Raw genomic sequence first — 20,007 nt, forward strand, 5'->3', positions numbered from 1 at the left:
TATGGAGGAATAGATGGACAGGATACCAATTACCAGAGAAGGTTTTCAGAAAATAAAAGCTGAGCTTGAAAGGCTTAAAACTGTTGAAAGGCGTGCTGTTGTTGAAGCCATAAAGGAGGCCAGAGGGCACGGCGATTTGAGTGAAAACGCTGAGTATGATGCGGCAAAAGAAAGGCAGGGGATGATTGAAGCGAAAATTGCTGAACTTGAAAGCAAAATGGGTAAATTTGAAATTATAGATACGGATAATTTAAGTACCGACAAGGTTGTTTTTGGCGTGTATGTGGAAATAGAAAATATTGAAAGTGACGAGATAAAAAAATATAGAATAGTTGGTCCTGACGAAAGTGATATTTCAAAAGGTTATATATCTGTTTTTTCGCCTATTGCAAGAGCTCTTATAGGGAAAAGGGTTGGAGATGAAGTGGTGGTTAATGCTCCTGGCGGTGAAATTGAATATGAAATTATAAAAATATCAAAGGATGCTTAAATATAACATTCTTGTAGTAGATGACGAAAAGTCTTTTAGAGAATTTCTTGAAATACTTTTTAAAGATGAAGGTTTTGGCGTCTTTACTGCAAAATCTATAAACTCTGCGATAGAAATTCTAAAAAGTGAGAAGGTTGATTTGGTTTTATTTGACCTTATGCTTGGCAACGAGGATGGGCTGCAGATTCCTCGCCTTGCCTCGGAAATCGGGATTAGGATCCCTTTTATCTTAATGACTGCATATGCGAATACGGAAACCGCTCTTGAATCCATAAAACTTGGAGTTGTGGACTATATTACAAAACCATTTGATACGGCAAAATTAATCGATATAATTAAGAATATTTTAAATGAATTTAATGTTAAAGGGGACGAAAGTGAGTGTTGTGAGGATTTGAAAGAGATTGTAGGGGTAAGTGATTGTATTTTAAAGGTCAAAAAAAATATACTCGATGTGGCGGCTACCGATTCGACTGTGTTAATTTCCGGTGAGAGCGGGACAGGTAAAGAGGTTGTGGCAAGGGCTATCCATAAGTTGAGCAAAAGAAAGGATAGGGAATTCGTAGCTATCAACTGTGGTGCAATACCGTCAGATTTGCTTGAGGCAGAGCTCTTTGGTTATAAAAAAGGTGCGTTCACAGGCGCTGTATCGGAAAAAAAAGGTCTATTTGAGATTGCAAATCATGGCACAATATTCCTGGATGAAATAGGGGATATGCCCCTTTTTTTGCAGGTTAAACTTTTGAGGGTTTTGCAGGAGAGAAAGATTTTACCTATTGGCAGCACAACTTTTATAGATATTGATGTGAGGGTTATTGCTGCTTCAAACAAGGATTTATTGGAAGAAATTGAAAAAAACAATTTCAGAAAAGATCTTTTCTACAGACTTAACGTTGTAAATATTTATATCCCGCCTTTAAGGGAGAGAAAGGTTGATATCCCATATCTTGCAAAACATTTTTTAAACAAATATGCAAGGCTTTTAAATAAAGAGATAGGCGATATTTCATTTGCAGTTATGGAGATGCTTAAAAAGTATGATTATCCCGGTAATGTCAGAGAGCTTGAAAATATCATTGAAAGAGCAGTTGTGGTTGAAAAGTCAAATAAACTCTTGCCTTCGAGTATTTCAGAGCATATTTTTGACGACAGTCTGAATGTTGATGTGAATTCTGAGTTAAAACTTCCTGTAAATCTTGAAAGTTTGGTTGAAAAAATTGAAGAAAAGTATATAAGAAAGGCACTGGAAGTTACTAAAAATAATCAGAGCAAGGCGGCAAAATTGTTAGGACTTACTCTGAGGACATTCAGATATAAAATGGAAAAGTACGATGTTAAATAAAAGCAACTTTAATCTCCCAAATCAGCTTACCATGTTAAGGGTAATTTTAATCCCTATATATATAATTTTTTTATACTTTGACAGGCCCTTTACGAATATTATGGCGACAATTGTATTTACTGTTGCTTCACTTACGGATTTTATCGACGGTTATGTTGCGAGAAAATATAATATAGTAACTGACCTTGGTAAAATATTGGACCCTGTTGCTGATAAAATTCTTGTTGCTTCATCTCTTATAGTACTGATGGAGCTTGGCAGAGTTGAAGGGCTTATTGTTATTATCCTTCTTTCGAGAGATTTTGCGGTGGGTGCCTTGAGGGATTTTTCAGCAAGTAAAGGTAAAATTATTGCTGCAGGATTTTCAGGTAAACTAAAAACTACATTTCAAATGCTTGCTGTTGGATTTCTTACTTATAAAAATTCACTTTTTGGCATTGATATTTTACTGATTGGCAAGATACTTATATATTTGTCTGTAGTGCTTTCCATTTATTCCGCAGTTGAATACTATTTAAAATTTTTCTCACAGAGTAAATGAATAAGGTATACATTAGGGAAATTAATTCTTATGCTCACGCTGACCTCGAAATATTTATAAAAAATTTTTTTCTTGAATATTTTGATGCTTTTAAAAATGTCAGGAAAATCCTCTTAAAACCAAATATATTGCAGGCAAGCATTCCGGAAAGAGGTGTTACAACACATCCAGACTTTATCAGGGTGGTTATCAAGGCATTAAGAGAAATTGGTAATTTTGAAATACTGCTTGGAGATAGCCCCGGAGCAAACTTTAAAAATTATGATAAAGTGTTAAAAATAACTGGCATAAAGAAGGTATGTGAGGATGAAAGGGTTAAAATTGTAAAAATTGAGAATTTTAAACCTTTATTGATTGATGATACCATTATATCTTCAATTATTAATGATGTTGATTTGATTATAAATCTTCCGAAATTAAAAACTCATTCACTTACAGGCCTGACCCTTGCAGTTAAAAACCTTTTTGGACTTGTTCCAGGAACAAATAAAGTAAATTTTCATCGTAAAAACCCTGTAGATGAGAAACTTGCGGATGCAATTTTTAAAGTGTATGATATTGTCAAAAATAAATGTATTCATATTCTTGATGGTATTATTGCCCATGAAGGGGATGGGCCTTCAAGAGGGAGTCCCGTGGCACTTAACTTTGTAGCTGCTTCAGATAACGCCGTCTGTCTTGATATGGCAGTGTGTGATATACTGGGGCTTGGAAGAGGATTTTGCCTTACAAATAAATCGGCTTTGAAAAATGATGACGTATATAAATTTACTATTACCGGTGATAAAATTTCCAGAAAAATAAAGATACCGCTATCAAGGAAATCGTTGAAAGTTCCAAACTTTTTAAAGAAATTTGTGGCAAACAATATATATGTGAAACCTGAAGTAAATAAAAAATGCATTGGATGTTTATTGTGCTTGAACAGTTGTCCTGTGTATGCTATTAAGAAAAGCGATGACGGCAAAGTGATTATTGATAAAAAAGCCTGTATAGAATGTTTTTGTTGTCATGAAGTATGTGAGTCTGGTGCAATAGATCTTAAAAGGTCATTTTTTCATAGGGTGATTGTAAATGATTAGTGTATTGCTGCTTGTATTGTGTTATTTTATCGGCTCTATCCCTTTTTCTTATATTATTGTAAAAATTTTCAAAGGGGTTGATTTAAGGACTGTTGGAAGTAAAAATGTGGGTGCAACAAATGCCGGGCGAGTACTGGGGAAATGGGGATTTATTTCATCATTTTTGCTTGATATGCTGAAGTCTTATGTCCCATTGTTGATTCTTAAGCAAAGTTACAGCACTGATTTTCTTCTATTATGTGCTTTGTTTCTTATTTTAGGTCATACTTACACCATTTTTCTTAACTTTAAAGGGGGAAAGGGGGTTGCCACAGGTCTTGGAGTCTTTTTGGCATTAAGTCCGAAAAGTGTAGTTTTTGCTCTTTTGGTGTTTGTTGTTGCTGTTGGTATTTTTAAGATGGTATCTCTTGGCTCTGTTTTGGCTGCAATAACATTGCTGATTACCGTGTTGTTTACCGAGAAAAACTCAAATTTTATAATATTTACTTTTTTCGTAGCGTTGTTTGTGATTTATAAGCATAAAGATAATATCAAAAGAATAATAAATGGTACTGAGAAAAAAATAGGAGAAAAAGTTGATTAATCCTCATAAAGTCATGGAAGAAGCTGCTCAGCTTGCACTTCTTGGTAAGGGGGATAACAAAACAAACCCGATAGTAGGCGCATGTGTGGTGAAGGGTTCAAAGATAGTATCAAGAGGATATCATACAGGATTTGGAAATCCCCACGCAGAGGTGGAGGCTATTGATAATTCACCTGTAAATGTGCAGGGAGCTGATTTGTATGTAACCCTTGAACCTTGCTCTCATTTTGGCAAAACCCCACCATGTACAAAAAAAATTATAGAGTCAGGGATTAAACGTGTTTTTGTGGGGGTAGTTGACCCTAATCCGGTGAATGCGGGTAATGGAATTAATGAACTTTTGAAAAATGGTATCGAAGTTTATATAGGTTTTGCTGAGAAAATTTGCGCATCTTTGATAGAAGATTTTGCAAAAACTATTTATAAGAAAGAACCTTATTATACCTTAAAAGTAGCTCAAAGTATTGATGGTAAAATAGCTCTTGAAAATGGGCACTCTAAATGGATAACAAATAAATCTTCCAGAACTTATGCTCATTATCTCAGAAGCATAAGTGATGCCGTATTGGTGGGGACAGATACCGTACTAAAAGATGACCCGGAGTTAAATGTAAGGCTTATAAAAAGTTATAGAGAGCCATTTAAAGTTGTGCTTGATACTGATTTGAGAATTAGTCCGGAGTTTAAGCTTGTCAAAAACTTTGCGGAGTATTTGATAGTTTTTACTTCCGGTGAGAATGAAGACTCTGATAAGTGGAAAATGTTAAAAGATATTGGTGTGACACTTATCCCTTGCAAAAGGGGCGATTTTGGACTTGATTTGGACTTTGTATCAAAAGAATTACTTAAAATGAATATTATGAATGTTCTTGTAGAAGGAGGCTCCCGCATTTTTGGCAGCTTTCTAAAGATGAAAAAGGTTGATAAATTGAATATCTTTATTGCACCTAAAATACTTGGGGATGGTGTTGCATCTTTTGGCGGTATTAAATTTAACAGTATTGATGAGTGTATAAAATTTTATGATTATGAATATAAATTTATTGAAAAAGATTTGCTTATATCCGCAAGCTTGACTGATTATAAAAAATATGTGCTTGAATTGACAGAAAAGGTGAGAAACAGGTGTTTACAGGGATTGTAGAAGAGCTTGGTAGAATAAAAAATATTAGTATAAGAGGGAAAGACGCCGTAATATCTATTGAAGCCAAAAAAGTACTGGATGGAACTTTACCAGGGGATTCAATTGCAGTAAACGGTGTTTGTCTCACTGCAACAAAAATTGAGAATGAGACTTTTGGGGCTGACTTAAGCTACGAGACATTGTTGAAAAGCTCTTTAAAAAATCTTAAAACCAATGATTTTGTGAATCTTGAAAGGGCGCTTACTTTAAGCTCAAGGCTTGGCGGACACCTTGTATCCGGGCATGTTGACTGTGTTGGGAGTATTGTCAATATTGCAAAAAAGGGTAGCTCTTATGAAATTGGGGTTATGTACGATAGTAGTGTTGATAAGTTTATCGCCGTAAAAGGCTCTGTAACACTGGACGGGATAAGCCTTACAGTTGCTGATATAAAAAACAATATACTTAGTGTTGCAGTTATTCCTCACACTTTTGAAAATACAAATCTAAAATTCAAGAGAGCTGGAGCTCCAGTAAACATTGAGGTTGATATAATTGCAAGATATATTGCCAGGCTTGTGGAAAAAGGGACAAATGAAAATTCCCTGAAATCAGGGATTTATAATTTGCTTGGCTGAAAATTTGTTAATTTTTTTCTTGATAGTTTTGAATATTAGAGATAGTTTAATAAGGTTAACTAATATACGGGAGTTTTTATGGACCAAAGCGTAAGGTACACTGTTGAAGAAGCTATTGAAGATATAAAGAAAGGTAAAATGATTATCCTTGTGGATGATGAAGATAGGGAAAATGAAGGTGATTTGATGATAGCTGCTGACTTTGTGTCGGCTGAATCCATTAATTTTATGGCAAAGTATGGCAGGGGACTTATCTGTTTGAGTATGTCAGAAGAGATGTGTGACAGACTTGAATTGCCTTTGATGGTTGACAATAGAAGCAATTCGGCAAGATTTGGGACTGCATTTACCGTATCTATTGAGGCAAGGGAAGGGGTTACTACCGGTATATCGGCTTATGACAGGGCACATACTATAAAAGTTGCTATAAATCCGGCTACAAAGCCAGAAGACCTTGCAAGACCAGGCCATATTTTTCCTCTGAGAGCCAGGAATGGAGGAGTACTTGTGAGGGCCGGGCAAACAGAGGGCTCCGTTGATCTGGCAAGGATGGCAGGTCTTACTCCTGCAGCAGTAATTTGCGAGATAATGAATGATGATGGTTCAATGGCAAGAATGCCTCAATTGGAAGAATTTGCAAAAAAGCATGGTATAAAAATTCTTACAATTGCAGATCTTATAGCTTACAGGACTGACCATGAGACAATTATTGAGGAAGCAGCTGTAGCTAAAATGCCGACACTGTTTGGAGATTTTATAATCAAAGGTTTTAAAAGCAAGGTGGATGGACAAGAGGCGGTAGCTTTAATAAAAGGGGATATAAGTGCTGCTGATAAAGTGCTTGTAAGGGTACATTCCCAGTGCTTGACAGGGGATGTTTTCGGGTCACTCAGATGCGATTGCCGCGATCAGCTTCAGGCATCTATGGAAATGATTGAAAAAGAGGGGTGTGGAATCGTACTTTATATGTTTCAAGAAGGAAGAGGAATTGGTATTTTGAATAAAATAAAGGCTTACAAACTCCAGGAGGAAGGTTTTGACACAGTAGATGCTAATCTGCATCTTGGTTTTGGTGCTGACTTGAGAGACTACGGCTTTGGCGCTCAGATACTAAAGTTTCTTGGAGTCAGGAAAATCAGGCTTCTTACCAACAACCCCAAAAAGATACACTGTCTTTCAGGGTATGGTCTCGAAATTGTTGAAAGGGTGCCGGTTGTTTGCGGTATTAGGCCTGAAAATGAAAATTATATAAAAACAAAAATAGAAAAAATGGGGCATGACATAAATAGATAGTGAGGTAAAGTATGAATTACGTAATAAAAGAAGGAAATTATAATGGCAAAGGGTTTAAATTTGCAATTGTATGTTCAAGGTTTAATGATTTTATTGTGAAAAGCCTTGTGGCTGGTACGGTTGATGCTCTTTTAAGACATGAGGTAAGTCAGGAAGATATAGAGGTTTTTAAAGTACCTGGAGCATTTGAGATTCCCTTGATGTGTAAAAAACTTGCTGATACAAAAAAGTATGATGCCGTTATCGCTGTGGGTGCTGTTATAAGAGGCTCTACGCCTCATTTTGAATATGTTTCATCGGAAGTTGCAAAAGGTGTTGCAAAAGCAGGATATGATACCGGTGTGCCAGTAATATTTGGAGTGCTTACCACTGATACTATAGAGCAGGCTGTTGAAAGGGCAGGGACAAAGGCAGGTAACAAAGGAGCTGAAGCTGCCATGTCGGCTCTTGAATTTGTAAATCTTTTGAGAAAAGAGAGCTTATAGAAAGTGAAGAAACAGTTTAGGACTACAATAAGACACCATGTTTTTAAAATGATTTATCAGTTTGAAATAATGGATGATGATTTTGCAAAAATACCAGAAATATACTGGCTTAGTGAGAATGTTAAAAATAAAAATATTATTTCACAAGCAAATGAAATGTTTTTGAATATTGCAAAAAATAAAGACTTCCTTGATAATTTGTACAAAAATAAGCTGAAAGATGGCTGGACTTTTGACAGGCTTGGCACTATTGAAAAGTGTATCTTAAGAGCTGCTTTACACGAGCTATTAAATACCGGCACACCTATTTATGTAATAAACAATGACTATGGTGAGCTTGCAAAGGAATATGCAGATGAGAAGATTGCGTCTTTTGTCAGAGGTATAGTGGCAAGTGTAGAGCAGGAAATAGGTGATAGGCAGAGATGACATTACAGTTTGATAAAGTTAAAATAAATTTTCAGCCTTTGCTTTCATCTGACATTTACCCCTTGATTATAGATTATGATTTTGAAAATAAGATTCCAAGAGGGGTTTCAATTTTGATGGATATTATTTTTAACAATTTTATATATGAAACTGTAAATAATTTTAAAAAAATTATAGAGCCTTTTTTTATAAGGAAAAACAGTTTTTTTTTGACTGAAGGTTTTTTTTTAGCTGACTTTAAGAATTTGACAGCTGATCACAAATTATTTGATTTCATAAAATCCTCTGAGTTTGATACCATATTTATAGAAAATAGCAGACATTTTAATATGGACTTGTTTAATGATATCGGTAAAAAAATAGTACTGGTGGAGTTTGTTTAATGAAATTTGAGACTATAAAGATTAAGTTTGTTATTAATATCAAAGATATAGTGTATATAAACAGTATAATAGATTCTTATGAGGGGATTGGCATAGTAAGAACTATTGATCCTAAAGAAGGGCTTGTGGCTGTTTATACAAATGATTTTATGAAAAAATATCTTTATGAAGTTATTGATGCTTTGAAGGGTGAAGGGTATAAGATTGATAATATAAGTGAAGAGAAAACAGAAAGTGTAGATAATTGGTAAGGAGATAAGATGGAACTTAGTTTAAATAAAAAATATATGATTTTTGAATTGGTTAAAAGTTTTACAAAGGACGATAGACCTTATATAAGAGTGGTGCTTCTTGATTCCCAGGGGGAACAATACAGTGGCATTATGTTTGATAGCAATAAGTTGGAATTTGAACCGGAGAAGGGGGATATTGTCGAAATAAATGGAAGCCTGCAAAATTACAACGGCCAACTTCAAATTAAAATCAATAACATGATAAAAGGCTCGATCGATGACTTATATGATTTTCTTCCAAAGTCAAAGTTTGATACCAAAAGTATGTTGAATGAACTAAAAAGAATTGTTTATGATAATATTGATTGTGATTTTGTTAAAAAGCTTATGGATGAGTTTTTTAAAGATACTAAAACGATAGAGCAATTTTCAAGACATCCTGCAGCAAAAAACGTGCATCATGCTTATGTTGGTGGTCTTCTTGAGCACACGCTTTCAGTAGTGAGACTTGGTGTATTGCTATCGGACTATTACAGTGAATATATTGATAAAAATATTTTGATAGCTGGAGCGGTTTTTCACGACATAGGAAAAGTTTTTGAGCTGGATATAGCTAAAGGGTTTGACTACACTGACTCCGGTAAACTTTTAGGGCATCTGCTTCTTGGAATTGACTTAGTAAAGAGGTACATAGATAATATCGAGAATTTTCCTGCAAATAAAGCAAACTTGATTTTACACCTTATCGCAAGTCATCATGGATACATTGAGTTTGGGGCTATTAAAAAACCGAAGACTTATGAAGCGCTTATTCTTCATCATATTGATGACCTTGATGCAAAAATAAACAATTTTACTATGCTCTTTGATAAAGAAAAGGTGCAAAGTGGCTGGAGCAGTTACGATAGGTTGCTGGAGAGACAGATTTTTAAACATAAAGATTAATAATGAAGATGAGGTGAATGTATGACGGAAGTGGCGGGTTTTAAAAAGTTAATTTTAGGGGTACAGATGCTTTTTGTAGCATTTGGTGCTCTTGTTCTTGTTCCTCTTTTAACAGGGCTTGACCCATCTATTGCACTTTTTACTGCCGGGCTTGGTACCCTTGTTTTTCAATTTATTACTAAATCAAAGGTTCCAGTTTTTCTTGCAAGCTCTTTTGCATTTATTGCACCGATTCAGTACGGAATGAAAAATTTTGGTGTTTCCAAGACACTTGGTGCATTATTTTTTACCGGTTTTGCATATGTTATATTCAGTCTTCTTGTTAAAAAGGGTGGGGTAAAAGCTATTGAAAAATATTTACCACCTATAGTGACAGGACCGGTTATAATGGTGATTGGTTTAAAACTTGCGCCAGTTGCTGTCAATATGGCAAAGAGCTTTGATGGCTCAGGAAATATGGATGGTAAGGCGGTCATCATTTCACTGGTGTCACTGATTACTGCAATTCTTGTTGTAATGTATGGCAAAAGAGTTTTAAGTCTTATTCCCATTTTAAGCGGAATTGTTGTTGGTTATATACTTTCGCTGATACTTGGAGTTGTTTCGTTTGAACCGGTTTCCCAGGCAAAATGGTTTATGATTCCATGGATTGAAGCCATGAAGTCTGGAAGTTTTGCCATGCCAACTTTTGACCTTGCAGCGATTATGTTTATTTTACCTGTTGCCATTGCACCAGCCATTGAGCATGTAGGGGATGTTCTTGCAATTTCTTCTGTAACCGGTAAAAATTATATTCAGGATCCAGGGCTTCACAGGACACTTCTTGGCGACGGTATTGCTACTTCAGTAGCAGGTATATTGGGTGGACCACCTAATACGACATACTCTGAGGTAACAGGTGCAGTTGCTTTGACAAAGGCAACTGATGTTGTATATATGAGGATAGCAGCTATTACTGCAATTGTTCTTGCCTTTTTTGGCAAATTGGGCGCTATTTTGAAAACTATACCTGTGCCTGTTATGGGTGGAATTTTAATTTTACTTTTTGGTATGATCGCTGCAATTGGAATTGGCTCACTGGTTAGAAACAAGGTTGATATGGCAAAATCAAGGAATCTTGTTATAGCTTCCGTTGTACTTGTAATAGGCATAGGTGATATGGTAATATCTATTTGGAAAGTTACACTTGGTGGGATAGGTCTTGCGGGGCTTGTCGGAATAATATTGAACATAATTTTACCTGGAGTTGAAAAATGAGTTTGCCTAAAAATTTTACTGTTGTTACCCACCCCTTAATTGAGCATAAACTGACATATATAAGAGATATAAAGACAAGTAAAAAAGAATTTAAAGAGCTTGTAAATGAAGTTGCTATGCTTATGGCTTATGAAATTACAAAGGATATGCCTCTGGAAGAAGTAGAAATAGAAACACCAATTTGTAAAACCAAAGCGAAGGTACTGGCAGGTAAAAAACTGGTGTTGGTACCTATTTTAAGAGCTGGTATAGGTATGGTAGATGGAATATTGAAGTTAGTACCATCTGCAAGAGTTGGGCATATCGGGCTTTACAGAGATGAGGAAACACTAAAACCTGTATCTTATTATTTTAAAATTCCTTCCAACTGTGAGGACAGGGATTTTATACTTATTGATCCTATGCTTGCAACAGGAGGCTCAGCTGTTTATGCTGCCAATATGCTGAAGGATGCAGGAGCAAAGAGCATAAAATTTATGTGTCTGATAGCAGCACCTGAAGGGGTTAAAAAGTTTTGTGAATCCCATCCTGATATAAAAGTTTATGCTGCTGCACTGGATGAAAAACTTAATGAAAAAGGTTATATTGTCCCAGGTCTTGGTGATGCCGGGGACAGACTATTTGGTACTAAATAAGGTTTATGAAGAGATTCAGGGCGTATTTAAGAAATGTTTTTCTGGCAGGCATACTTACTGTATTGCCTGTCATTGTTACTTACTTCTTTTTAAGTTTTATATTTAAAAAGCTTTCCGGTTTTCTCATTCCATATCTTGAAACAGTGGCTAATTATTTTAATATTCATTTTACAGATGCCCAAAAGGCCATTTTATCTTTGTCATTTCTTATAATTGCAATTTTCTTCATAGGGCTTTTTGCAAAAAATTATTTTGGAAAGAAGGTAATTGGCTTTTTTGAGAGAATTCTTTCTAAAATCCCCTTAATAAGAGGGATATACTCCGCTACAAGGCAGATTATAGATACTTTTCAGTCACCAACAGGTTCAAATTTTAAAAAGGTTGTTTTGGTTGAATATCCAAAAGAAGGGGTATATTCAGTGGGGTTTGTAACAAAGGAGTCGTCAAATTACTATAATTCCAGGATTGGGAAAAAATGTTCCAATGTTTTTATACCAACTACTCCCAATCCCACATCAGGATTTATACTTATCATACCAAATGATTCCATTATTGAGCTGGATATGACGATTGAAGAGGGGGTAAAATTTGTTATCTCAGCAGGACTTCTCTCTCCTGAAAAGATAAGGGAAGAGTTAAGACAAAAAAATAAGATAGAGTGAAAATGTATAGTAATACAGGACTTATAGGATACCCATTGGAGCATTCCTTATCACCCAAAATTCATACATATCTTTATTATAAGTCTTTAATAAATGGTGGTTACTGTTGTTTTGAAATAAATAGAAATGAGTTGGAAGATACAATTAATCAATTTAAAAGATTCAAATTTAAAGGCTTTAATGTAACCTTGCCTTATAAAATTGATGTTATAAAATTCCTAAATGAGCTAAGTACAGAAGCACAAGAAATTGGTGCTGTAAATACAGTTAAAATAAGTAATAATAAATTATACGGTTATAATACCGATCTTTATGGAATAATCAAAACCTTTGAACTTTTTTCTGTAAGCCCTCAAAACAAAAAGATACTGGTTCTTGGTTCAGGAGGAGCATCAAGGGCTTTATTTTACTTTTTAAAAGATAAAAGGTGCCATGTAGATGTGGTAAACAGAACGGTTATAAACACTGAAAACCTATTGAAAGAAATGAAAATTGAAAAATTTAATATACATGACTTACTTTTTTTGAAAAAAAATAATTATTATGATATAATTATAAATACCACATCTGTTGGGATTCAAAATGGAGAGTTTTTTGATATGAAGAATATTAATTGCGGAGAGTTTGCGTTTGATTTTCAATATTCTGTAAGTTCTCAAACGCCATTCTTATCTATTTATAACTCTCTTGTAGAAAAAAGAGCTGATGGAATTTATATGTTAATATATCAGGCTGTTAAGGCATTTAGTTATTTTCATGATATTGAAATTGATGTTAGTTTGGATAAACTTGCAAAATTTATTTATAATAAACGGGTGGGAAAATGATTTCTTCTAAGATAGGAGCTATTTTACTCAGCGAAAATTTAATTACTCAGGAGCAACTTGAGAAAGCACTTGAAGTACAGAAAAAAGAAGGGGGAAGGTTAGGATCAATTCTTATAAAACTTGGTTTTGTAGATGAGAAGAAGATAGCCGAGTTTTTGAGCAAGCAGTATAGTGTGCCGTATGTTGATTTGTCTGCAGTTCATATTGAGCCTAAAATATTGAACCTGATTCCAAAAGACCTTTGTAGAAAGTTTCTTGTAATACCTTTTGACAGGGAAGGACAAACAATAAAAGTGGCAATAGCAGACCCTTCAAATGTGTATGCTCTTGAAGAGTTGAGATTTGTGTCCGGCTTCAATGTGCGACCCTTTGTGGCAGTAGAATCTACCATCAGGGAATTTCTGGATAAACAGGCTGATGCCGAAGAGCAAGTTTTGGCAGAGTTTGATAATCTTGATATTGCTGACCTTCAGTTTGAGGAGAGTGAAGAGGAAGTTGACCTTACAGAGCTTAAAAAAGAAGTGGAAGATGCCCCTATAGTAAAATTGGTTAATTATATTTTGACTGAGGCTGTGAAAAGGGGGGCATCGGATATACATGTGGAACCTTATGAAAAGGATTTCAGGATAAGGTTCAGGATTGATGGGGTAATGCACGAGTTTATAAGGCCACCCAAAAATATAAAGGATGCCCTTACTTCAAGACTCAAAATATTGGCAGAACTTGACATTGCCGAAAGAAGATTGCCGCAGGATGGCAGGATAAAAATAAAAATATCTAACAAGGCTATAGATATGAGGGTTTCTACCCTCCCGGTGCTTTATGGTGAAAAGGTTGTTTTAAGGATTCTTGACAAGTCTAACTTGCAACTTGACCTTGAAAAGTTAGGTTTTGAGCCGGAGTCTCTAAAAGTTTTCTTAAAGGGGATAGAAAGTCCGTATGGTATGGTTTTGGTAACTGGTCCCACTGGTAGTGGTAAATCTACTACTCTATATTCAGCTCTTAGCAGACTTAATAAGGAAGATACTAACATTATGACTGCAGAAGACCCGGTAGAATACAATATTTTTGGCATTAATCAGGTACAAATGAAAGATGAGATAGGACTTAATTTTGCTGCAGCCCTAAGAAGCTTTTTGAGGCAAGACCCTGATATAATTATGGTAGGTGAAATTCGAGATTACGAGACTGCTGAAATAGCAATCAAAGCTGCACTGACCGGACACCTTGTTCTTTCTACTTTGCATACAAACGATGCTCCAAGTACTGTAAATAGGCTTTTGAATATGGGTATAGAACCGTTTCTGGTTGCATCATCCACAGTTGTTATTTTAGCTCAGAGACTTGCGAGGAAGATTTGTAAAAACTGCGCTGAAAAGATAAAACTCCCTCAGGAAGCATTACTTTCAGTTGGTTTTAGAAAAGAGGAGTTAAGTGAGTTTACACCATATAGGGGGAAAGGGTGTGATGCGTGTAATAACACTGGCTATAAGGGAAGAGTTGCCTTATATGAAGTTATGGGTATTTCTGACTCAATTAAGGAGTTAATTTTACGAGGTGCTACTGCTACAGAGCTTAAAGAACAGGCCGTGAAAGAAGGGATGCTTACACTTCGCAGAAGTGGTCTTGAAAAGGTAAAAAAAGGTTTAACTTCAATAGAAGAGGTAGTAAGAGTAACTTTTGCTGACTAAAAAGGGGGCAGTATGTATTCATTGCAGGATTTATTGCAAAAAATGATAGAACTTAATGCAAGCGACCTTCACCTGACTGTTGGCTCTACACCGGTTTACAGAATTAACGGTGAGCTTGTTAAATTGGAAGGAGAGAAACTTACACCAAACATTATCAAGCAAATGTGTTACAGCATAATGAGCGAAGCACAAAAGAAAAGATTTGAAGAGGAAATGGAGCTTGATTCTTCTTTCGGTATAAAGGGATTAAGTAGATTCAGGGCAAACTTTTTTATGCAAAGGGGTGCCGTGGCAGCAGCTTTCAGAAAAATCCCTTACGAAGTGTTAGGTTTTGATGAGCTTGGTTTGCCTCAAATTATTTCAACTCTCTGTGAAAAGCCAAGAGGGCTTGTTCTAGTTACCGGGCCTACCGGTAGCGGTAAATCTACCACACTGGCAGCTATGATTGATAAGATAAATCGTGAAAAGAAAGTGCACATTATTACTATAGAAGATCCCATTGAATATCTGCACCCTCATAAAATGGCTATGGTAAACCAAAGGGAAGTAAAAGCCGACACAAAGACATTCACTACAGCACTAAAATATATTTTAAGACAGGATCCTGATGTAGTCTTGATTGGTGAAATGAGAGACCTTGAGACTATTGAAGCTGCTTTGACTGTATCTGAAACAGGTCACCTTACTTTAGGTACACTTCACACAAATAGTGCGATACAAACCATAAATAGGATTGTTGACGTTTTTCCTCCTCACCAGCAGTCCCAAATAAGAGCTCAATTATCATTTGTACTGGAAGGGATTGTATGTCAGCAGCTTTTACAGCGAGCTGATAATCAGGGTAGGGTTGTCGCCTGTGAAGTAATGATTCCAAATTCTGCTATAAGAAACCTTATAAGAGAGGATAAATTACACCAGATTTATTCAATGATGCAATCAGGTCAAAGTGAGCACGGCATGATAACAATGAGTCAGTCATTATTCAATTTATATTCAAAAGGGCTTATTTCTTATGATGATGCTGTTAACAAGGCAGTTTATCCTGATGAGGTAAGGCAGATGATAGATAGGGCAGGAGTAAACAGAGGCAGGAGGATTTGATGGCCAAGTTTATTTATAGAGGGAAAGATGACAAAGGTAATTTTGTTGATGGCGTTATTGTGGCTGATAACAAAAATGAAGCTCTCAGCTCTCTTAAAAACAGAAGAATAAACGTAGAAGAATTAAAATATGACTGGAAAAATCTTGAACTTTCCTTTGGCGAAAAAATTACCGATGAAGATATCGTAATTGCAACAAGGCAGCTTGCCACGATGATTAGTGCAGGTCTTTCACTTGTTAAATCTCTTGACATACTTGCTTCTCAGGCATCGAAGAAGAAAATGAGAAAAATGTTTACTGATATAAAAAATCAGATAGAGCAGGGGGCACAATTCAACAAGGCTTTGCAAAAGTACAAACTTATTTTTGGAGATTTGTATATTAATATGGTTGCTGCAGGTGAAGCAGGCGGTTTGCTTGATAATGTGCTTGACAGATTAGCCATTTATATGGAGAAAGCGATATCTTTAAAAAGGAAAGTCAAAGCAGCTATGATGTATCCTTCTATTGTTCTTATTGTAGCTGTTGCAGTTGTTTGGGGGCTTCTTGTTTTTATTATTCCTAAATTCAAGGAGATGTATGAAGGGTTTGGTGGCTCACTTCCTGCTCTTACCCAATTTACGATAAATTTGAGTGAGTTTCTGGGTAGCTGGTATGGAGGTGGAGTTATATTAGGTGTAATAGTGATTACTTCGATAACAGTAAGTACATTGTATAAAAGGACAGAAAAAGGTAAATTTGTAATTGACAGAATGATGTTGAAAATTCCCAAAATTGGAGATTTGTTGAAAAAAGTTTCTGTGGCAAAATTTTCAAGAACATTTGGGACTCTTTTAAATAGCGGTGTCCCGATACTTGATGCACTTGATATTGTTGCTAAAACAAGCGGCAACAAATATATTGAAAAACATCTTATCAAGAGCAAAGCCGATATCGAGCAGGGTAAAAATATTGTATATCCTCTTGAAAAAGCAGGTGTTTTCCCACCTATGGTTACACAAATGATATCTGTTGGAGAGGAAACCGGAGCACTTGACCAGATGCTTTCCAAAATAGCAGATTTTTATGATGATGAAGTTGATAGAGCTGTTGAAGGGCTTACAAAGATGATAGAGCCTATGCTGATGTTGATTGTTGGTGGCTCAGTAGGTTTTATTATTATTGCAATGTATCTGCCTATATTTAAACTAGGTGATGTAATACAGTAATAATTGAGTTTTTGAATGATTAATAACAAAACTAACAACCTTATATTGCTCATAAGGTTGTTTCTTTTTTTTACAATAGTTTTGGTTAATTTGATATCGGGTTTTAATTCAGGTGCTTCATCACCTTTTTCATTGGATTTTTTTATTATTATAACTATATTTTCATTAATTATTTTTATTGGTCAAAACTTTATCAGTCAGACTATTTTATTTTATGTTCAAGGGTTATTTGATCTGTTGATGGTTTCGTATTTTGTTAAAAGTACAGGTTTTTTTGATAGCCCATATATTGTATTTTATTCAATTATTATAATTTACATGTGTTTTTTTGAAGGTATAAAAGCCGGCTTATTTTCAATTTTAGGTTTTATAATTATTATAAGTTATTTTACTGCAAGTGTTTATTTGCATACAAAAAGTAATATTGTTAATGAATATGTTGCAAGGGGTTTTCAGTACGGATTGTCCTTTGTTATAATAATGCTCTTAACATCGTATTTGCATAAAGTATATTCAATTAAAAATAAAGAAAAGGCGGATATTGAAGAAAAGTTAAAATATATTGAAAATCTATATAAAAGCATTCTTGATAATATAGATATAGGAATAATTTTGTTGAGCAAAAATGGCATCATTATTTCTTGCAATAATGCAGGAAACAAAATTTTGAGTGTAAATGGAACAATAGTTGGAAAGAAATTGACGGATATCCTGGATGTTAAATCTGATGATGAAATTGTAAAGTACAATAACAAATTCATCGGCTATAAATTGCAACCCTTTTACTATGATAATTTGCTTTCGGGAGAATTATTTATCTTTCAGGATGTTACAGAAAAAGAAAATTTGCGCTCACAGCTTCATGAACAGGAGAAGCTTGCAATATTAGGACAGTTTTCAACGATTATCGCTCATGAAATAAAAAATCCTTTGGGAGCGATTAAAGGGAGTTTACAAATTCTTAAAAAAAATAAAATTGAAAATTTAAAATTGTTTAACATAGTCGAGCGTGAAATCAGCAGGCTTGATAATACATTAAATAACCTTCTTCTGGTTGTTAAAGACAAAAGGCTTACAAACGAGGTCATTTCACTGGATATCATTGTAAAGAATTTTGTCAATGAACTCAAATATTATGAACTATTTGAAGATATTAATATTGTGATAGAATTAGCCGGAGATGATTTCAGGGTAAATATCTCTGCAGGTGAGATTAAACAAGTTGTTTGGAATCTTGTTTTAAACAGCTTTCAAATAAAAAATAATGTGAATATTTTTATCACAATAACGAAGACAGGTGATAATGTGGTAATGCATTATAAAGATGATGGTCCCGGAATGAACAAGGAAATTAAAAACATGGTTTTTAAACCTTTCTTTACTACCAAAAAAACTGGCAGCGGGCTTGGCCTATATGTTATTAAAATAATCTGTGACAAATATGGAATAAAAGCCGATGTATTTGATAATACTGAAACTTTAGGTGGTTTTGCAATAGAATTTAAATTTCCTCTAATTTCTTAAAATTTTTAAAATATTGCTTAATTCTTCTTTAATCTGGTTAATGTTTATTTTTGATTGAGTCTCGGTTGCTATACTGCTGTCTTTTAAAGCCTTTTTTGCACCTTCTATAGTCATGCGCTTGTTATACAAAAGATCTTTGATCTTATTGATAGTTTCAATATTTTTCTGAGTGTAAAGCCTTCTCTTTGAAGTTGTTTTAAAAGGTCTGATTTCCTTAAACTCTTTTTCCCAAAACCTCAAAACAGAAGGCTTTAAATCGGTTATAGAGCAAACTTCACTAATTTTATAATATATCTTGTTATTATGCATTTACCTCTTCTTTAAAAAGTTGGCTTGGTCTGAAGACTACAACAGTTCTTGGTTCAATAACCTTTTCTTCACCTGTCTTGGGGTTTCTTCCAATTCTTCTTCCCCTGACTTTCACATCAAAGTTGCCAAAGCCGGAAATTTTAACGTTATTTTTAGATAAAATTTCTTCTCTCATTATTTCAAAGACTCTGTCAACAACATCAGCGATATCTTTTTTGGTAATACCTAAACCTTCGTAAATTTTTTCTACTATTTCAGCTTTTGTCATATTGCACCCCCGTATTATCGTAAGTTTTAAAGCAATTTTTTTTTATAGTCAACATTTTAATTACTTTTTTTTAGTATTTTTAATACTTTACCCTTTAATGTTATTTTTTCGGTATATTTTTTAGCCTCATTTATGTTTTGGAAATCAGAAATTTGCACTGTATGGTATCTGATTATATTTTCTTTACTCTTGATAAATACCTTTTCATTTAGTTTTTTTGCATATTTTATTGCATCATCTTTTGTTCTAAACTCTTCTATTTTTTTAACCTCATGTTGCCCGATAAATGTTTTTGTTCCTGAAGCAGGGATATATAATTCCCATATTTTTTCATTCTTTTTCAGACTGTTTATGATACTGATTTTTTTATCCTTGATGCTGCTTTTTAATATCCTGAGCTCATTATCTGAAATGTTGTCTATCAGTATTACGTATATTGAACTGGAAATATTTTTGATTTTTTGATTGTTACTGCTGTCGGTTTTTTGGGGTAAAATTGGCTCTGTTTTTTCTGTGGCAACAATATCCTTATTCTTTGTATCGTTAAGTTTCTCAATCTTTTTAGTATCTGTTTTGCTATTATCATTATTTTTTGATGCTAAGTTATTTGATTTTTCATTATCTGAAACATTTATGGTCCCTATGATTTTGTATTCTTCTTTTTTGTTTATAGTATTGGAGTAATTATCTGACATTGGTAATTTTTGGATTGAAATATTGTTTGCTTCTTGTGATGGTTTTTCATGGATTATAAGATAAAAAGTCACTATAATGGCAAGCAAAAGCAAGACACTACCTGTGACTATGTAGAGTTTTAAAAAACTAATCTTTTTCTTTTTTTGAGGTTGCTCCTGTACTGAGTGCTCAATTTCATAAATTTCCGAAAAGCTTTTATCAAGATATTTTAGAAGATTTATTTCAATCATTTTAATCTAAAAAGGGGTGAAATCACCCCTTT

24 protein-coding genes are annotated in these 20,007 nt (G+C 34.4%); 21 read left to right on the top strand and 3 right to left on the bottom strand.

The genetic code is table 11. The features are described 5' to 3' along the window. The first annotated feature begins 13 nt into the window (after positions 1 to 13). The 21 genes from greA (at position 14) to ACTCAF_RS06075 (ending at position 18,472) form a co-directional block, all read left to right on the top strand. Positions 14 to 490, top strand: a complete 477-nt coding sequence (gene greA, locus ACTCAF_RS05975) for a transcription elongation factor GreA (RefSeq protein WP_463062382.1) — start codon at positions 14 to 16, stop codon at positions 488 to 490. Continuing rightward, positions 483 to 1,832: a sigma-54-dependent transcriptional regulator gene (locus ACTCAF_RS05980; RefSeq protein ID WP_463062383.1), complete on the top strand. Its 1,350-nt coding sequence runs from the start codon at positions 483 to 485 to the stop codon at positions 1,830 to 1,832. Before greA ends, ACTCAF_RS05980 begins: the two co-directional genes overlap by 8 nt. Beyond that, entirely contained in the window at positions 1,822 to 2,373 is a 552-nt protein-coding gene (gene pgsA / locus ACTCAF_RS05985) for a CDP-diacylglycerol--glycerol-3-phosphate 3-phosphatidyltransferase (RefSeq protein WP_463062384.1), read from the top strand. Before ACTCAF_RS05980 ends, pgsA begins: the two co-directional genes overlap by 11 nt. Then, positions 2,370 to 3,455, top strand: coding sequence for a DUF362 domain-containing protein (locus ACTCAF_RS05990; RefSeq protein ID WP_463062385.1), 1,086 nt, complete (start codon positions 2,370 to 2,372; stop codon positions 3,453 to 3,455). Before pgsA ends, ACTCAF_RS05990 begins: the two co-directional genes overlap by 4 nt. Beyond that, positions 3,448 to 4,038, top strand: coding sequence for a glycerol-3-phosphate 1-O-acyltransferase PlsY (gene plsY, locus ACTCAF_RS05995; protein ID WP_463062386.1), 591 nt, complete (start codon positions 3,448 to 3,450; stop codon positions 4,036 to 4,038). Before ACTCAF_RS05990 ends, plsY begins: the two co-directional genes overlap by 8 nt. After that, positions 4,031 to 5,182, top strand: a complete 1,152-nt coding sequence (ribD, locus tag ACTCAF_RS06000) for a bifunctional diaminohydroxyphosphoribosylaminopyrimidine deaminase/5-amino-6-(5-phosphoribosylamino)uracil reductase RibD (RefSeq protein WP_463062387.1) — start codon at positions 4,031 to 4,033, stop codon at positions 5,180 to 5,182. Before plsY ends, ribD begins: the two co-directional genes overlap by 8 nt. Continuing rightward, entirely contained in the window at positions 5,164 to 5,799 is a 636-nt protein-coding gene (locus tag ACTCAF_RS06005; protein ID WP_463062388.1) for a riboflavin synthase, read from the top strand. The genes ribD and ACTCAF_RS06005 overlap by 19 nt, the downstream gene beginning before the upstream one ends. Positions 5,800 to 5,877: 78 nt before the next feature. Beyond that, positions 5,878 to 7,092 carry a bifunctional 3,4-dihydroxy-2-butanone-4-phosphate synthase/GTP cyclohydrolase II gene (locus tag ACTCAF_RS06010; RefSeq protein WP_463062389.1) on the top strand — a complete coding sequence of 405 codons (1,215 nt, stop codon included), beginning with the start codon at positions 5,878 to 5,880 and terminating at the stop codon, positions 7,090 to 7,092. Between the two features lie 11 nt (positions 7,093 to 7,103). Further along, entirely contained in the window at positions 7,104 to 7,577 is a 474-nt protein-coding gene (gene ribH, locus ACTCAF_RS06015; protein ID WP_463062390.1) for a 6,7-dimethyl-8-ribityllumazine synthase, read from the top strand. Positions 7,578 to 7,580: 3 nt separating this feature from the next. Further along, a complete protein-coding gene (locus ACTCAF_RS06020; protein ID WP_463062391.1) occupies positions 7,581 to 8,006 on the top strand; it encodes a transcription antitermination factor NusB in 426 nt (141 codons plus the stop codon). Next, positions 8,003 to 8,389: a hypothetical protein gene (locus ACTCAF_RS06025; protein ID WP_463062392.1), complete on the top strand. Its 387-nt coding sequence runs from the start codon at positions 8,003 to 8,005 to the stop codon at positions 8,387 to 8,389. The genes ACTCAF_RS06020 and ACTCAF_RS06025 overlap by 4 nt, the downstream gene beginning before the upstream one ends. Then, positions 8,389 to 8,640 (top strand): DUF4911 domain-containing protein, encoded by a 252-nt coding sequence (locus tag ACTCAF_RS06030; protein WP_463062393.1) that lies wholly within the window; start codon positions 8,389 to 8,391, stop codon positions 8,638 to 8,640. Before ACTCAF_RS06025 ends, ACTCAF_RS06030 begins: the two co-directional genes overlap by 1 nt. Positions 8,641 to 8,649: 9 nt before the next feature. After that, positions 8,650 to 9,567: a 3'-5' exoribonuclease YhaM family protein gene (locus ACTCAF_RS06035; RefSeq protein ID WP_463062394.1), complete on the top strand. Its 918-nt coding sequence runs from the start codon at positions 8,650 to 8,652 to the stop codon at positions 9,565 to 9,567. Positions 9,568 to 9,588: 21 nt separating this feature from the next. Further along, positions 9,589 to 10,824, top strand: a complete 1,236-nt coding sequence (locus tag ACTCAF_RS06040) for a uracil-xanthine permease family protein (protein WP_463062395.1) — start codon at positions 9,589 to 9,591, stop codon at positions 10,822 to 10,824. Further along, a complete protein-coding gene (gene upp / locus ACTCAF_RS06045; protein WP_463062396.1) occupies positions 10,821 to 11,459 on the top strand; it encodes a uracil phosphoribosyltransferase in 639 nt (212 codons plus the stop codon). Before ACTCAF_RS06040 ends, upp begins: the two co-directional genes overlap by 4 nt. Before the next feature lie 5 nt (positions 11,460 to 11,464). Beyond that, positions 11,465 to 12,121 carry a DUF502 domain-containing protein gene (locus tag ACTCAF_RS06050; RefSeq protein WP_463062397.1) on the top strand — a complete coding sequence of 219 codons (657 nt, stop codon included), beginning with the start codon at positions 11,465 to 11,467 and terminating at the stop codon, positions 12,119 to 12,121. A 2-nt stretch (positions 12,122 to 12,123) separates the two neighbouring features. Continuing rightward, positions 12,124 to 12,948: a shikimate dehydrogenase gene (gene aroE / locus ACTCAF_RS06055; protein WP_463062398.1), complete on the top strand. Its 825-nt coding sequence runs from the start codon at positions 12,124 to 12,126 to the stop codon at positions 12,946 to 12,948. Further along, positions 12,945 to 14,639, top strand: a complete 1,695-nt coding sequence (gene pilB, locus ACTCAF_RS06060; protein ID WP_463062399.1) for a type IV-A pilus assembly ATPase PilB — start codon at positions 12,945 to 12,947, stop codon at positions 14,637 to 14,639. The genes aroE and pilB overlap by 4 nt, the downstream gene beginning before the upstream one ends. Positions 14,640 to 14,651: 12 nt before the next feature. After that, positions 14,652 to 15,740: a type IV pilus twitching motility protein PilT gene (locus ACTCAF_RS06065; RefSeq protein ID WP_463062400.1), complete on the top strand. Its 1,089-nt coding sequence runs from the start codon at positions 14,652 to 14,654 to the stop codon at positions 15,738 to 15,740. Next, positions 15,740 to 16,948 (top strand): type II secretion system F family protein, encoded by a 1,209-nt coding sequence (locus ACTCAF_RS06070; RefSeq protein WP_463062401.1) that lies wholly within the window; start codon positions 15,740 to 15,742, stop codon positions 16,946 to 16,948. Before ACTCAF_RS06065 ends, ACTCAF_RS06070 begins: the two co-directional genes overlap by 1 nt. Positions 16,949 to 17,188: 240 nt before the next feature. Continuing rightward, positions 17,189 to 18,472, top strand: a complete 1,284-nt coding sequence (locus ACTCAF_RS06075) for a two-component system sensor histidine kinase NtrB (protein WP_463062402.1) — start codon at positions 17,189 to 17,191, stop codon at positions 18,470 to 18,472. Here the strand turns inward: ACTCAF_RS06075 and ACTCAF_RS06080 are convergent. From ACTCAF_RS06080 to ACTCAF_RS06090, 3 genes are read right to left on the bottom strand one after another with little or no spacing between them, the layout of a single operon-like run. Next, the gene (locus ACTCAF_RS06080; protein ID WP_463062403.1) at positions 18,461 to 18,781 is read right to left on the bottom strand and encodes a MerR family transcriptional regulator; all 321 of its coding nucleotides are present in this window, start codon (positions 18,779 to 18,781) and stop codon (positions 18,461 to 18,463) included. The genes ACTCAF_RS06075 and ACTCAF_RS06080 overlap by 12 nt on opposite strands. Next, a complete protein-coding gene (locus tag ACTCAF_RS06085) occupies positions 18,774 to 19,049 on the bottom strand; it encodes an integration host factor subunit alpha (RefSeq protein WP_463062404.1) in 276 nt (91 codons plus the stop codon). The genes ACTCAF_RS06080 and ACTCAF_RS06085 overlap by 8 nt, the downstream gene beginning before the upstream one ends. A gap of 56 nt (positions 19,050 to 19,105) precedes the next feature. Then, the gene (locus ACTCAF_RS06090; protein WP_463062405.1) at positions 19,106 to 19,975 is read right to left on the bottom strand and encodes a hypothetical protein; all 870 of its coding nucleotides are present in this window, start codon (positions 19,973 to 19,975) and stop codon (positions 19,106 to 19,108) included. Positions 19,976 to 20,007: the final 32 nt, after the last annotated feature.

It is taken from the genome of Deferrivibrio sp. (assembly GCF_055117995.1).